The following is a 12,717-nucleotide window of genomic DNA, read 5'->3' as shown; positions in this document are numbered from 1 at the left end:
GGTCAGCGGATCAGCACCGGCGCTTCGCCGATATGGCTGGCATCCTCGGCGGCATGCACCAGGAAATGTGCGACATCCCCGCGCGAGATCAGCCCGTTATGCCAGGTGTCGGGCTCGACCAGCACATCATAGGCATGGCTGGGGGCGGTCGAGGTCAGGATGCCGGGCCGCGCGATGGTCCAGTCAAGCCCGGACTCGCGGATCAGCCGCTCCTGCGCGGTCTTGTCGGCATAGGCCCGTTCCAGCAGGGCCTTGAAGCCCAGCCTTTCGACCGTGCTCATCTTCGCCTTGCTGTCGCCCGCGCCAAAGCCCGTAACGGCCAGCAGCCGCCGCACTCCGGACGATTTCATTGCCGGTAACAGCACCCGCGTCGCGTCCGAGAAAAGCGTGGTCTTCTGTACCATCGCGGGCAGCGTCTTCGGCAGGCCCAGCGTCACGATCACCGCGTCGACGCCCTGAACCGCCGCCTTGACCGCGGCCGCGTCGCACGCGTCGCCGGTCACTTTTTCCAGCTTCGGATCGTCGATCGCGATGCCTTCGGCGCTCCGCGCGAAGGCGCGGACGTCATGGCCGCGGCCGAGCGCATAGCGCACCGTCTCGAGCCCGATCCCCTTGCTTGCTCCGATCACCAACAGTTTCATGCGTCACCTCCTCTGCTACCAGATAGGCGCGCCGGACCGGTTCTGACAGGAAACGGAGGAAAGACAGCGGCATTCCGCCTGCCGCGACCACTGGCCGGGGCCCGTCGGCCCAATGAACGACGCTCGGCCAGATCAGTGCAAGGCCGCGCCCCGCGCCCCTGACGGGCACGGGGGCGACTGTCCCTGCCTCAGTCGTGAAGCTGGGCGCGGATCTGCTGGCGCAGCACGTCGATCGGGACCGTCTGCCCCTCGCGCCGGTAGTGCCAGTAGGTCCAGCCGTTGCAGCTTGGCGCGCCTTCAAGAGCCGCGCCCACCTGATGGATCGAGCCGGTCACCGCCTCGCCGACCAGCGTGCCGTCGGCCCGCACTTTGGCGGTCTTGCCGCGCGGCGAGATCAGCACCTCGCCCGGACGCAACAGCCCGCGTTCGACCAGCTGGCCGAAGGGAATGCGCGGCTCGGCGCGTTTCGAGGCCGAGACGACCAGCGCCTCGCGGTCGAACTTGCGCACCTTGGCCAGCCGCCGCTCGGCCACCTTGCGATAGGCCTCTTCGCGTTCGATGCCGATGAAGTCGCGGCCCAGCATCTTGGCGACCGCGCCGGTGGTGCCGGTGCCGAAGAACGGGTCAAGCACCACGTCGCCCGGATTGGTCGTGGCCAGCAGCACCCGGTGCAGAAGCGATTCAGGCTTTTGCGTCGGATGCGCCTTGTCGCCGTTCTCGTCCTTCAGTCGTTCATGCCCGGTGCAGATCGGCAGCACCCAGTCCGAGCGCATCTGCACGCCCTCGTTCAGCGATTTCAACGCCTCGTAATTGAAGGTATATTTCGCGCCTTCCGATTTCGAGGCCCAGATCAGCGTCTCATGGGCGTTGGTCAGCCGCTTGCCGCGGAAATTCGGCATCGGGTTCGACTTGCGCCAGACCACGTCGTTGAGGATCCAGAAGCCCTGGTTCTGCAACTCGGCGCCCATGCGGAAGACGTTGTGATAGCTGCCGATCACCCAGATCGCGCCCGTCGGTTTCAGCACCCGGCGCGCGGCGGCCAGCCAGTCATGGGTAAAGCGGTCATAGGCCGCAAAGCTGTCGAACTGGTCCCAATGGTCGTCGACCGCATCGACCTTGGAATTGTCGGGGCGATGCAGATCGCCCTTGAGCTGCAGGTTATAAGGCGGGTCCGCAAAGACCAGATCGACCGATGCCTCAGGCAGGCCGTTCATCGCCTCGATGCAGTCGCCGGGCAAAATGGTATTTAGCGGGAGCGTGAGCGCCCCCTTCGTTCTGGTCATCGTCGTCACACTGCCTCGCTTCGCGCCGTTCTTCGGCGTCCTTTGTGTAAGGACAATGTGAGTCATACCCGATTCGCCGTCAATTTCTTTTTTGAATCAGGGACTTACGGATTTATCTTGCCACAAGATATTGTATACAGGCTTGAACGAACGCCTATGGTGTGGGCTGACCCCCATATCTCGGAGAGCGCGCAGGTGTTCTTTCGTGGGATAGCCCGCGTTATGATCCCAGCCGTAGCCCGGATACTGTTGCGCAAGCTCCACCATGACGGCATCGCGCGCGACCTTGGCCACGATCGAGGCGGCGGCGATCGACAGGCAGCGCGCATCGCCCTTGACGACGCGGATGCCCCGGCAGGGCAGCGCCCTCGGCAGGCTGTTGCCGTCGATCAGCGCCAGATCGGGCGGTGCGGGCAGCGCGGCCAGGGCGCGGCACATCGCCAGATGGCTGGCCTGCAGGATGTTCAGCTCTTCGATCTCGCGGGCGCTGGCCTCGCCAAGGCCGACGGCGGCGCGGGCGCGGATCTCGGCGGCCAGTACCTCGCGGCGATGCGCGGTCAGGGTCTTTGAATCGCGCAAACCGTCGGGAATGTCGTCGGGGGTCAGGCAGACGGCTGCGGCCATCACCGGGCCTGCCAGCGGACCGCGGCCGACCTCGTCGACGCCCGCGACCAGCCGGGCGCCGCCGGCAAGGGCCTCGGCTTCGAGGGTGAAATCGGGAAGGGGCTTCGTCATGGGCAAACAGAACCGCCAAATGCCCGGCCCGGCAAGGCCCATTCCCGGGAACCGTGGCCGCAAGCGACCGAAACGGCACAACGTTGGGGCGGAGGGTGCCTCGTCGCCCTCCGCCCCCCGGCACGGGCCTTACCCCCGGCCCGCGCCCTGCCCGCCGGTGCCCCGACGCGCCCCCTTCCGGGCGGTCAGCGGCGCCGGGAGCCGATCCGGTAGCCGGTGTCGGCGAGGCAGCTCATGGCATAGACATCGCGCTTGCCCCGTCCGGGCAGCGCGCAGTGCCTGGGCAGGTCCCGCAGCCCGGCCTGCCGCAGGCAGCGATCCGAGGCGACCTGACGGGACCCGTGCCGGGTCTCGACCCTGCTGATGCAGCGGGCGGGAACCGAGCGGGCGGCAGGGCGGCGGTCGCGCCAGAACCGGTCGGCACGGGGCGGCGGCGCCGGCGCGACATGGTGCCGGTCGTGCCTGTCCGCCTTGCCAGTGTGGCGGTCGATCCCGTTCACGATGACGAACAGCGCGGTCGCCCCCAGCAGGGCCTTGGCGACATCCGATCCGTCGGCGGCGCGGGCAGGGGCGGCCCCGACCGTGCCAAATACCAGTGCGGCGGCAAGAAGCGGGGCGATGATCCGGTGTCTCATGAGGTGGTCCTTTGCGTCCGGTCGCGGCGGGACGTCCGCCGCCTGTCGATGCGCGCAGGCTGGGTCGCCGGCCCGTTGCCGCGCAATAACGCGGGCCTGCTATCGAATAACCGCGAGTCTTTCCGCAGGGGGCCGACGGTTGTCATTGAATAGCGCCGCCGCCTGGACCATGCTCCGGGCCATGATCCTGCGCCCGATCCTCGCCTGCCTTCTGCTTGCCGCGCTCAGCGGGCCCGCCGCGGCCGCCTGCTATGCCGATTACAAGGCCAAGCAGGACAATCCGCTGAAGCTGCATTACGGCGTGATCGAGCTGCCCGACGCTGTCTGCGGCAGCCGCGACGCCGCCGCGCGCGAGATCGACCGGCGGATCCGGCGGGGCGGCTGGCAGCTTCTGAACGTCATGTCGATCTTCGGGGCCGAGGGCCTGGGCGACCGCAAGGCTAGCGCCGGCGGCTTCTTCCTGAAATACTGACGATGGACGGCGGGCCGAAAAGGACCAGTCGGTGAGCGCGCCGCCGAAGCACCGCCCGCTGCAGGCCGGGCGGGTCGTGGTGGTGGGGCTTCTGGCCATCGTCGCGATCCTTCTGGTCGCGGCGGTCCTGCTGTTTCTGAACCTGCCCGACGCCAATGCCTTCAACGCCCGGGTCGAGCGGATCTTCGTCGAGAACGACGCGCTGCGCTCGGGCGCCGAGGTGAAGCTTCTGGAAATCCTCGCCCAGTCCGGTACGGCGTTTTCCGACGTGCTGGCCTCTTACCGGATGGTGATCTTCGTGCTGCTGGTCTTCTCGACCGCGCTTCTGGTCGCGGCGCTGGTGTTTCTGTTCACCATCGTCACGCTGAACCGCCGCATGTCGGAAATCGAGCGCGCGGGCATCCGGGTCTCGTCGCTGGTGATCAGCCGGGCCGAGAATACGGTGATGCTGAACGACATGGCGTTCCGGCTGACAGAGGCCGCCATCGAGACCCTGTCGGTGCTGGCCGAGGCGCGGATGGACGACGACATCCTGTCGGGCGCCGAGATCGAGGCCACGGTCTCGGGCCGCCGCCCCGAGGAGTGCGACGAGGCCGCGGGCGCGACCCGTATCAAGCGGCTGCGCGATTCGCTGGGCAATCAGATCGTCAGCGAGCTTCTGGTGCGCAACGTGGCCCGGCGCGGCTATGTTCTGGCCATCGACAAGGACGTGATCCGGATGACCTGACGGCCCGTGCGGCTCGTGTGACCCGTCTGGTCGGTACTGGCGGTCGGCCCGTGGGGCGGTCCATGCGCTCGGTTCGTGGGTTGGCACTGGACCCGGACGCCCGGCTTGGGCAGGATCGGCCCATGCGTTTCGGTTTCGTTGCCCTGTGCCTGATGGTCTGCCTTCTGCCGCTGCGGCTCGCTGCCGAAGAGGTCGTTCTGGCTCGCTCGGCCTTGGTCGAAGGGGCGTTCGGCACCTATCTGGCGATGGGGCTGAAGTTGCCGCCGCAGGACGAGACCCTGCCGCTGGTCGGCAATCGGGGGCTGCGCTCGGGCGGGCAGGTACTGCGCCATCTGGCCGGACAGCAGGCGGTGAACGGCTTCGAGGGGGTGCTGTACGACAATCGCGACCGGGGCCATTCCACCCTGCCCAAGGACCTGTTCCCGCGGCTGACCCGGCTGAGCTACAGCGATCAACTGCGCAAGGCCGGGGCGGATTACGGGCTGGCGGGCAAGATCCTGCTGCCGGCCGTCGTCTTCGGCAATTCCTCGACCTCGGTCACCTCGGGCCCGGCCCAGCGCAGCCTGCCCCGGCTGGCGATGACCTCGGCAGACGGACCCGCGCAAAGCGCGCGGCTCTACGAGAACAACCACCTTTACGTCTATCCAGAACACCGCGACCATGACGAGGCCGACCGCTATCCCGCGAACTGGCCCTACATGCTGATCAGCCAGGGCTCGTCGGGGTCCGACCAGCCCTTCCTGGCCGCGCTGGCGATGACGCTGGCGGCCTTCCCGCCCGACACCTTCGCGGCGCTGCGCGACAACAGGCTGATGGCGCCGACGCTGCAGATGATCCTGCGCCGCAGCTATGCCCCGGTGCGCAGCCGCGAGGCCTATCTCAGCGGCATCGCCCATCCGGTCGTCTTCGAGGGCGACGCGCTGCGCCCCGGGCGGATGATGGCCGAGGCGGCGGCGATGCGGCCCGATGCGATCCCGCCGATGGTGCGGCTGCGGGTCGAGGAGGACGGCTTTGGCGAGGCCGAAGGCTTGGCGCGGCTGTCCGAGCGGCTGTTCGACACCGATGGCGCCATCGCCCGGATCTGGCGCAATTTCGGCTGGTCGCGCGAGATGACCGTCAGTGCCGCCGGGACCCGCGATCCGAACGGCCGCAAGCTGACCTTCACCTGGGCGCTGCTGCAGGGCGATCCGGCCCGGGTCTGGATCGAGCCGCTCGACCCCGACGGCAGCCGCGCGCGTATCCGGTTCGCCTGGCACGACCCGAAGACGGTGATTACCCGCGACCGCACCGGCTATCACAACCGCCGCCAGTCGCGGGTCGAGATCGGGGTCTTTGCCTCGAACGGGGTCAATGACAGCGCCCCCGCTTTCGTGACGGTGTTCTTTCCCGATCACCAGAACCGGACCTATGCGACCTCGGGGGCGGGCGGCATGCGGCTGGTGTCGATCGACTATGACGCGATGGGGCGGGGCGTCTATTACGACCCGCTGCTGTTCTGGTCGGCCCCCTGGACCGACCGCGCAGACTATGACGGGGCCGGGGCGCTGACAGGCTGGACCCGGATCGGCCATGACGGCAACACCCGCACGCTGCCGCCCGAGGTGGGCGAGGGCGTCTACCAGATCGAACGGCTGCAGCCCGACCGGCCCTATCTGATCATGCCCTGAGCCGCGCTCAGCCGTTCCAGCAGCTGGCCGGAAGCTTGAAAATCAGGAACCGCTTGCCGCGATAGGCCCCGGTCTCGGGGGTCAGCTCAGTCAGCGGGTCGGTCCCGTCCGCGCAGGCGGGGGGCGTTCCGGCCGCGACATACAGCACCGTGCCGGACAGCCCGCGCGGCAGCGCATGGCGCAGCGCGTAGTGGTTCGAGGCGCGGCCCTCGGGCGGCGGCGCATGGATCGACACGTCGCGGTCGCGCCCAGTATAGAAGAGATCGGCCAGCAGGTCGCGATTGTCGGCGACGATGACCCGCTGCTCCTCGGCCGCGGCGATGTCGAGGATCCTGTCGCTGAGATCCGTACGCCCCAGATATCGTTCCAGCACCGGATGCCCGCCCAAACTGGCCGAAGGCGCGTAGACCCCAAGCACCGGCAGCGCCAGCGCCACCGTGCCGTTGATGGCGAAGGACGCGATCCTCAGCCCCCGGCCGAGCCGCGGCAGAACAGCCAGCGTCCCGGCCAGATAGGCCGCCGCCGCCCAGTTGGCATAGGCGCCCGACAGAACCGCCTCGACCGAGACGATGGCCACGACCGGCAGCGCGAAGACCAGCATCAGCCGCGTCGGCGCGTCGCGGTCGGACCAGCGCAGCGCGCCCCAGATCAGCGCCGCGAACAGCACCGGGCCGAAGACGGCGAACTGGCTGCCCAGAAACTCGACAAGCCCGGCGATATTGAACCCGGCCCGGGCCGAGGGGTCGCGCACCCAGTCCGCATTGTCGAGCGTATGTTCAAGCGTGGTCAGACCGTTTTGCAGGTTCCAGACCACGTTGGGCGAGATCGTCACCGCGAAGGCCAGGAGCGCGAGGCCCGCGTCGCGCAGCCGCGGCCGGGCAGGGGCGATCAGAACTGCCGCCAGTGCCGCACAAAGCGGATAGTAGATTGCCGCGTATTTCGACAGGAAGGCCAGCCCCAGCGCCACGCCCGCCGCCAGCGCCCAGCCCGGCCCGGGCCGCGCCAGCATCCTCAGCCAGAACCCGAGCGCCAGCGCCAGAAACGGGAACATGATGGTGTCGGTCGAGATCAGGATCGAGCCCGCCGCGACCATCGGCAGGGTGATGAAGCCCAGAGCCACCCAGATCGCCGCTTGCCGCCCCCAGAGCCCGGCCGCGACCCGCCCGAGGATCAGCGCCGTTGCGGCATGGAACAGCGGCGCGGGCAGCCGCACCCAGAACGGCGCGTCGTTGCCTGCGAGCCCGGTCACCGCGCGGATCACCCAGCCGATCATCGGTGGCTTCGAATAATAGCCGAAGGCCAGCTCGCGGCCCCAGAGCCAGTACTGGGCCTCGTCGACGAAGAGGTCCATCCGGTTCAGCCAGAGCAGCCAGACCCGGATCGCCGTCACCGCGAGGACGGCGGCCGCGGCCGGGATCAGCCAGCCGTGGCGGTCAGGCGCTGCGGCGCCGGTGCGCATGAATCAGCCACAGGTTCCGGGTGTAGATGAAGACGCCGGTGACCTGCCCCAGGATGAAGACCGGGTCCTTGCGGTAGATCGCATAGGCCAGAAGGATCACGCCGCCCGCCATCGAGAAATACCAGAAGGCCACCGGCACCACAGAATTGCGCGCCCGTTCCGAGGCGATCCACTGCACCAGGAAGCGGGCGGTGAACATCAGCTGGCCGCCCAGCCCGACGACGACCCACCAGAATTCGACCCAGCTGTCGACATGCAGCCAGCCGAAGACGGTCTCAATGGCCATGCGGAACCTCCTCGGTGGCGCGGGCCTTCTTGCGGCGCAGGATCAGCCAGGACACGCCGATCAGGTCGTGGATGCCGACCAGCGCGCGCTGGAGGTTGTTGTAGTTCGACTGTCCGGCATGGCGTTCGCGGTGACTGACATCGACCAGCGCGATCTCCCAGCCGTCGCGCTTGAAAAGCGCGGGCAGATAGCGGTGCATGTGATCGAAATAGGGCAGGGTCAGGAACAGGTCGCGCCGGAAGCCCTTGAGCCCGCAGCCGGTGTCGCGGGTGCCGTCCTTCAGCAACCGCGCCCGGATCGCATTGGCCGCGCGCGAGGCCCATTTCTTCGAGGCGGTGTCCTGCCGCCCGACCCGCTGCCCGGCGACCAGCGCCAGCCGACCGGTCTCGTCGGCCAGGAGCGGCGCCCAGAGCTTCGGCAGTTCGGCGGGCGGGTTCTGACCGTCGCCGTCAAGCGTGCAAACCACCGGCGCGCGCGCCGCCAGCACACCGCTATGCACGGCCGCGCTCTGCCCGCCCGAATTCGGGTGGCGCAGCAGCCGCAAGGCAGGGTCGGATTTCATCCGCTCGGCGACGATGGCCGCCGTCCGGTCGGTCGAGCCGTCGTCGACGACGATCACCTCGTGGCTGTCGAGACCTGCGCAGGCCTCGGCGATTTCGCCCAGAAGAAAGGCGACATTCTCGGCCTCGTTCTTCATGGGAATGACGATGGAAACGGCTGGCATTGAGGCCTCGTTGGGGCGCCGGAGCGATTTGGCCGCGGTTAAACCTGATCGCGGACGGCTTGTCCACATCTGGCAAGGGCGGCACGCAGGGTATGGCCCGGGTCGATCCGCGGCGTCAGCGCCACCCGCTCGCCCTTGCCGGGCAGACCCTTGGCGACGCAATCCGCGATGATCTGCGCCGCGCGGCGGCCGATCTCGCGGCGCTGGATGTCCATCGTGGCCGGGCGCAGCGGCAGCCCGCTCAGCAGCTCGATGCCGTTGAAGCCCGCCAGCCCCAGCTTGCCCGGCACGTCGAAGCCGCGCTCCAGACAGTAAAGCAGCCCGCCCGCCGCGATCATGTCGTTGGAGAAGTAAAGGAAATCCAGATCGGGATGACGGTCCAGCAGCGCCCGCGTCATCTCGCGGCCCTTCTCGAGCCCCGATCCGCCCGAATAGAATTCCTGATCGACGATCTCGAGACCCGCCCGGGCAAGCGCCCCGGTGAACCCCTCGAACCGCTTCCGCGCCCGGTGGTCCATCGGCATCTTGGTGCCGAGGAAACCGATCCGGCGATAGCCCGCCCCCGCGATGGCCCGCGCCATCTCGGCCCCGGCCCGGCGATGCGAGATGCCGACGACCGAGTCGATGGGCTCGCCGTCCAGATCGAGGATCTCGACCACAGGAATCCCCGCGGCCCGCAGCATCGCCCGGCTGGCCTCGGAATGTTCGAGCCCGGTCACGATCAGCCCCGAGGGCCGCCAGGACAGCATCTCGAACAGCACCTTCTCCTCATGCGGCGGGTCGTAGCGGGACAGCCCGAAAACGGGCTGCAGCGGGGTGTCTTCCAGCACCTCGTTGATGCCCGCCAGCACTTCGGGGAAGACCATGTTCGACAGCGACGGAATGATCACGCCCACAAGGTTCACGCGCTGGCTGGCCAGCCCGCCCGCGATGCGGTTGGGCACGTAACCCAGCCGCTTGGCGGCCTCCAGTACCTTGGCGCGGGTCTTCTCCGAGACATCGCCGCTGTGCCGCAGCACGCGGCTGACCGTCATCTCGCTGACGCCCGAGGCTTCGGACACGTCGCGCAGCGTCAGCGGTCGGCTCGGTCTGTCGGGACGGTCTGCGGTCACGGGGCGACAAGTCCTTCAGAGGGGTGGTCGCACCAGTTAAGCGGGAATGGCCCGGATGTCCAAGGTGAAGCGGTCTTGCAACTGCGGCGTTTTCCGAGGAAAAAGACCGCGCGTGGTCCCGTGGCTCAACTGGATAGAGCAATCCCCTCCTAAGGGATAGGTTGCAGGTTCGAGTCCTGCCGGGATCACCACGTTAAAAAATAGTCTCGTGAAAAGAGCTACTTGCGGACAATAGTTGGAACTTGGTTCGGCGAGTTGGAACTTTTCGGTTCCGGCTCCGTTCCCGCGAGCATCCTTCGGCGATCCGCGCGGCGGCTGTAGTGCTGCACTTCGGAGAGGGACTCGTGCCCCAGCCATGCGGCGCGCTGGTCAGGTGTGGCGCCGCGCTCGGCCATGATCTGGGCACGCGTCTTTCGAAGCCCGTGGGCCGACCGGCCGCCATCAATACCGGCGGCGCGGGCCGCCTCGGCAAACCATTGGCTGGCAGCCTTGATCGACCTGGGGCGACCGTGGGTGGTGACCATCCAGACCGCATGCCGATCAGTCTGCGCCTTGAGTGCGGAAAAGAGATGGGTGCGGTCGGACGGCTCGGCCCAGGCCGGTGCGCTTGCGGTAAAGGGAACGTCGACCCTCCCGCCGGTCTTTGACTGCCGATAGCTCAACCAGCCATCAGCGTCGACCATGCCTGGCCCGAGGCGCACCGCATCCGACATGCGGGCCCCGGTCCAGAACAGCAGCTCGAAAGCCAAGCGCTGCGGAGTGGTTTCTGGCCAGCGGTCGCGGAACTTCGCCAGATCGTCGCGCGTCCATGGCAGATGGCCGTCAGTGGGCGGGGCCCGGCGGGTGCGGACCGGCCCGGCGGCGTCGTCTTCGGCCAGCCCTGCGTCTTGCCACCAGCGGCAGAGGCCGCGCCAGCATTTCAGGCGGTTGTTGGCGGGGTGCGGTGGCCGACCTTCGAGATCCGCGCGAATGTGATGCGGCCGAAGATCGCGCGTCAGTCCCGTGCCATAGCGCCGCCGGATGTCGTCCAGCATGATGCGTCGTCGCGTGCGCGTTCCGGCAGATAGGGACAGAAAGGCATCGGACTTCAGGTAGGCGGCGATCCCGGCTGCAATCGAGCCGGTGCGGGCTGACGGCAGCGGCGGTTCCGACAGGCCAGCGGCTTTGGCATAGGCAGCGAGGAAGTCGGGGTGTGACGGCGGCATGTCCGGCAGCGGCACGCCCTTCTGCCCTTTCGGGCGGTAGTAGTAGCGGACATTCCCGCTTGGCCACCGCCCTGAGGCGTTAAGGTGCTTCAGGATGCCCTTGCCGTGAACAGCGCGTCGCATGTGTTCCCCTGATCCGATTCCCCGTGTGTCGGCAAGTTGTCAGCATAGGCGTCGAGGTCGCGCAGGTCCCAAACTCGTTTGCCGTCCAGCTGCTTCGATGTGATCGGCAGTGTTCGCAGCTTTGAGACCGAAACGCCAAGATAGTGCGCTGCCTGCCCTGCTGGCATCAGTCTGGGTGCAAAGCAGAGGGTCAGGGGCATGGCTTTCGGGCCTGTTCAGTTTCCGAAACGGTTTTCGACCTTAGCGCGGCATGGTCCTTCGCGTTTGGCTCACACCAAAAGCTCCACTTCTCGATCAGGAGCATGTTAGCCATCGAGCGTCCCTCCCATGACGCTGTCGACCAGCTCGCCGACCGCCTTTCTGAACCCGAGCCGGGTCGGCTCATCGCCCAGCAGGATCGCGCTCGTCTGACCGGCGTGAACGTCCAGGCCAACGCTCAGGCGCCGCATGGTCTCGCATGCGGCCATCACACCGGCGCGGAAGCGGAGATCCTCGCCGAGCTCGGCCTCGATCCGTTGGAGGCCCCAGCGGAGGGCGCGCTGCATGTCGGGGCACCAGCTGCCGCCCAGAAGCGTGCTGCGAACCAGATCGCGGCCGAAGAGCCGGATCACGGTCGCACCGTCCCTGCTGATTGTCAGACGGGCTTCGGCCGGGACGGTTTCGGCCTCGAACCGGCCGAAGCTGGCGCGGAGGGTGTCAGCCATTGCTCCGGTCCTCGTGGTCGCGGGCGGCATCAATCGCCGCGTCGAGGTCTTCCAGGTTCAGGACGAGGTTTTCGGGCGTCTTGCCCGCGAAGACGCCCCCGGACTGGATCGTGTCGAGATCCCGGGCGCGCAGCCACCGATACCGTCCTGCGTCCTCCCGCAGCCGCCCGAGCTCGGCGCGGAGCCGGTCGCGTTCGGCCTCTGCGGCGTCGGCCCGGGCGCGCGCGGCGATCAGCATTTCGCGGTGGTAGCGATCCGCGCTGTCGACGATGTCGCCGTCGACACAGCGGTGGAACGCGCAATCGCGCTCGCTGTCTCCCTCGAAACGCGGGACGGTGGCGTGTTCTGAAAGGACGTGCCTGCGCTCTGCGTCGTCCGGGTCGGGTTGGGCGGCCCAGATCTCGCGGGGCCATTCGGTCTCAGGCATCACGCGGCCTCCTGCCTTGCGTCGCCGCCCCATTGGCTGGCCGCGGCGGCGGCGAGGCCCTCGAAGGTGCGGGATCTGATCTTCCAGCGGTCGGGGCCGGGCGGGGCCCGGTGGACCGCGCTCCAGCGCTTGTGCGCCTCGGTGCCGGGCGCGGGCGGGGTCAGGCGGTCGGTGGCGCTCAGGGGCGCGAGGCCGCGCAGGTAAAGGCCGGTCGCCTTGAAGAAGGGCTCGCCGAACCACCATGGCTGGACGATCTGCGGTTTCGGCAGATCGGCGGGCAGGCGGGCGCGGCCATGCGGGTGCATCACCGGGTTCTCGACCGCGACGCGCGGGATCGGAGCGCGCCAGCAGGCCGAGAACAGCGCGGCCCCCTCGTCGAGCAGCCGCCACATTATGGCGCGGCGGGCCTCTTCGGGAAGGTTGCGCCAGGCCGCGCGCTCGTCCGGGTGCGCCTCGGCCGGAGCGTTGGTCGGCGGCACATGCAGCCAGCGGACGCCCGAATTGCAGAGCCGGGTGC

Annotated in this window: 15 protein-coding genes and 1 tRNA gene; 4 read left to right on the top strand and 12 right to left on the bottom strand. The window is 68.2% G+C overall.

Features of this window, described 5'->3' with window-relative positions:
• Nucleotides 1–2 precede the first annotated feature (2 nt).
• The 4 genes from BYZ73_RS17215 to BYZ73_RS17200 form a co-directional block, all read right to left on the bottom strand.
• Entirely contained in the window at nucleotides 3–641 is a 639-nt protein-coding gene (locus BYZ73_RS17215; protein ID WP_112316904.1) for an NAD(P)-dependent oxidoreductase, read from the bottom strand.
• Nucleotides 642–829: 188 nt separating this feature from the next.
• Nucleotides 830–1,924 (bottom strand): site-specific DNA-methyltransferase, encoded by a 1,095-nt coding sequence (locus BYZ73_RS17210; RefSeq protein WP_108028702.1) that lies wholly within the window; start codon nucleotides 1,922–1,924, stop codon nucleotides 830–832.
• Nucleotides 1,925–2,020: 96 nt separating this feature from the next.
• On the bottom strand, nucleotides 2,021–2,659 hold the full coding sequence (locus tag BYZ73_RS17205) for a ribonuclease HII (RefSeq protein WP_112316957.1): 639 nt from the start codon (nucleotides 2,657–2,659) through the stop codon (nucleotides 2,021–2,023).
• Nucleotides 2,660–2,844: 185 nt separating this feature from the next.
• Entirely contained in the window at nucleotides 2,845–3,294 is a 450-nt protein-coding gene (locus BYZ73_RS17200) for a hypothetical protein (RefSeq protein ID WP_112316902.1), read from the bottom strand.
• A 181-nt stretch (nucleotides 3,295–3,475) separates the two neighbouring features.
• Here BYZ73_RS17200 and BYZ73_RS17195 point away from each other — a divergent pair, with 181 nt between their 5' ends.
• The 3 genes from BYZ73_RS17195 (at nucleotide 3,476) to BYZ73_RS17185 (ending at nucleotide 6,160) form a co-directional block, all read left to right on the top strand.
• A complete protein-coding gene (locus BYZ73_RS17195) occupies nucleotides 3,476–3,766 on the top strand; it encodes a hypothetical protein (protein ID WP_108028700.1) in 291 nt (96 codons plus the stop codon).
• A gap of 31 nt (nucleotides 3,767–3,797) precedes the next feature.
• A complete protein-coding gene (locus tag BYZ73_RS17190; RefSeq protein ID WP_112316900.1) occupies nucleotides 3,798–4,493 on the top strand; it encodes a winged helix-turn-helix domain-containing protein in 696 nt (231 codons plus the stop codon).
• A 122-nt stretch (nucleotides 4,494–4,615) separates the two neighbouring features.
• On the top strand, nucleotides 4,616–6,160 hold the full coding sequence (locus BYZ73_RS17185) for a hypothetical protein (RefSeq protein WP_112316898.1): 1,545 nt from the start codon (nucleotides 4,616–4,618) through the stop codon (nucleotides 6,158–6,160).
• A 7-nt stretch (nucleotides 6,161–6,167) separates the two neighbouring features.
• On the opposite strand, the gene BYZ73_RS17180 is transcribed toward BYZ73_RS17185, so the two are convergent.
• Genes BYZ73_RS17180 through BYZ73_RS17165 form a run of 4 tightly spaced genes read right to left on the bottom strand, consistent with a single transcriptional unit; the run spans nucleotide 6,168 to nucleotide 9,741 of the window.
• A complete protein-coding gene (locus tag BYZ73_RS17180; RefSeq protein ID WP_112316897.1) occupies nucleotides 6,168–7,619 on the bottom strand; it encodes an ArnT family glycosyltransferase in 1,452 nt (483 codons plus the stop codon).
• Nucleotides 7,594–7,905 carry a lipid-A-disaccharide synthase N-terminal domain-containing protein gene (locus BYZ73_RS17175; protein WP_112316895.1) on the bottom strand — a complete coding sequence of 104 codons (312 nt, stop codon included), beginning with the start codon at nucleotides 7,903–7,905 and terminating at the stop codon, nucleotides 7,594–7,596. The genes BYZ73_RS17180 and BYZ73_RS17175 overlap by 26 nt, the downstream gene beginning before the upstream one ends.
• Nucleotides 7,895–8,629 carry a glycosyltransferase family 2 protein gene (locus BYZ73_RS17170; protein ID WP_112316893.1) on the bottom strand — a complete coding sequence of 245 codons (735 nt, stop codon included), beginning with the start codon at nucleotides 8,627–8,629 and terminating at the stop codon, nucleotides 7,895–7,897. The genes BYZ73_RS17175 and BYZ73_RS17170 overlap by 11 nt, the downstream gene beginning before the upstream one ends.
• Nucleotides 8,630–8,667: 38 nt before the next feature.
• Nucleotides 8,668–9,741: a LacI family DNA-binding transcriptional regulator gene (locus BYZ73_RS17165; RefSeq protein WP_245943208.1), complete on the bottom strand. Its 1,074-nt coding sequence runs from the start codon at nucleotides 9,739–9,741 to the stop codon at nucleotides 8,668–8,670.
• A 114-nt stretch (nucleotides 9,742–9,855) separates the two neighbouring features.
• Between BYZ73_RS17165 and BYZ73_RS17160 the strand changes: the two genes are divergently transcribed.
• Nucleotides 9,856–9,932: transfer RNA gene (locus BYZ73_RS17160), tRNA-Arg, on the top strand.
• Between the two features lie 27 nt (nucleotides 9,933–9,959).
• Here BYZ73_RS17160 and BYZ73_RS17155 read toward each other — a convergent pair.
• From BYZ73_RS17155 to BYZ73_RS17135, 4 genes are all read right to left on the bottom strand, one after another.
• A complete protein-coding gene (locus tag BYZ73_RS17155; RefSeq protein ID WP_112316891.1) occupies nucleotides 9,960–11,069 on the bottom strand; it encodes a tyrosine-type recombinase/integrase in 1,110 nt (369 codons plus the stop codon).
• A gap of 305 nt (nucleotides 11,070–11,374) precedes the next feature.
• Nucleotides 11,375–11,773 (bottom strand): hypothetical protein, encoded by a 399-nt coding sequence (locus BYZ73_RS17145; protein WP_112316890.1) that lies wholly within the window; start codon nucleotides 11,771–11,773, stop codon nucleotides 11,375–11,377.
• Nucleotides 11,766–12,200, bottom strand: a complete 435-nt coding sequence (locus BYZ73_RS17140; RefSeq protein ID WP_112316888.1) for a hypothetical protein — start codon at nucleotides 12,198–12,200, stop codon at nucleotides 11,766–11,768. Before BYZ73_RS17140 ends, BYZ73_RS17145 begins: the two co-directional genes overlap by 8 nt.
• Nucleotides 12,200–12,717, bottom strand: a 518-nt coding sequence (locus BYZ73_RS17135) for a hypothetical protein (protein WP_112316886.1), incomplete at its 5' end; no start/stop codon positions are given. The genes BYZ73_RS17135 and BYZ73_RS17140, both read right to left, overlap by 1 nt.

The sequence above is a fragment of the Rhodovulum viride genome, assembly GCF_003265965.1.
In the GTDB taxonomy this organism is placed as follows: Bacteria; Pseudomonadota; Alphaproteobacteria; order Rhodobacterales; family Rhodobacteraceae; genus Rhodovulum; species Rhodovulum kholense.
This window is presented reverse-complemented; position numbering and strand designations above follow the sequence as displayed.

Bases quoted from the DNA above. Each gene is read 5' to 3' on its own strand.
- BYZ73_RS17185 (WP_112316898.1), top strand. From the start codon at position 4,616: ATGCGTTTCGGTTTCGTTGCCCTGTGCCTGATGGTCTGCCTTCTGCCG.
- BYZ73_RS17195 (WP_108028700.1), top strand. From the start codon at position 3,476: ATGATCCTGCGCCCGATCCTCGCCTGCCTTCTGCTTGCCGCGCTCAGC.
- BYZ73_RS17145 (WP_112316890.1), bottom strand. From the start codon at position 11,773: ATGGCTGACACCCTCCGCGCCAGCTTCGGCCGGTTCGAGGCCGAAACC.
- BYZ73_RS17140 (WP_112316888.1), bottom strand. From the start codon at position 12,200: ATGCCTGAGACCGAATGGCCCCGCGAGATCTGGGCCGCCCAACCCGAC.
- BYZ73_RS17215 (WP_112316904.1), bottom strand. From the start codon at position 641: ATGAAACTGTTGGTGATCGGAGCAAGCAAGGGGATCGGGCTCGAGACG.
- BYZ73_RS17205 (WP_112316957.1), bottom strand. From the start codon at position 2,659: ATGACGAAGCCCCTTCCCGATTTCACCCTCGAAGCCGAGGCCCTTGCC.
- BYZ73_RS17180 (WP_112316897.1), bottom strand. From the start codon at position 7,619: ATGCGCACCGGCGCCGCAGCGCCTGACCGCCACGGCTGGCTGATCCCG.
- BYZ73_RS17210 (WP_108028702.1), bottom strand. From the start codon at position 1,924: ATGACCAGAACGAAGGGGGCGCTCACGCTCCCGCTAAATACCATTTTG.
- BYZ73_RS17200 (WP_112316902.1), bottom strand. From the start codon at position 3,294: ATGAGACACCGGATCATCGCCCCGCTTCTTGCCGCCGCACTGGTATTT.
- BYZ73_RS17175 (WP_112316895.1), bottom strand. From the start codon at position 7,905: ATGGCCATTGAGACCGTCTTCGGCTGGCTGCATGTCGACAGCTGGGTC.
- BYZ73_RS17155 (WP_112316891.1), bottom strand. From the start codon at position 11,069: ATGCGACGCGCTGTTCACGGCAAGGGCATCCTGAAGCACCTTAACGCC.
- BYZ73_RS17170 (WP_112316893.1), bottom strand. From the start codon at position 8,629: ATGCCAGCCGTTTCCATCGTCATTCCCATGAAGAACGAGGCCGAGAAT.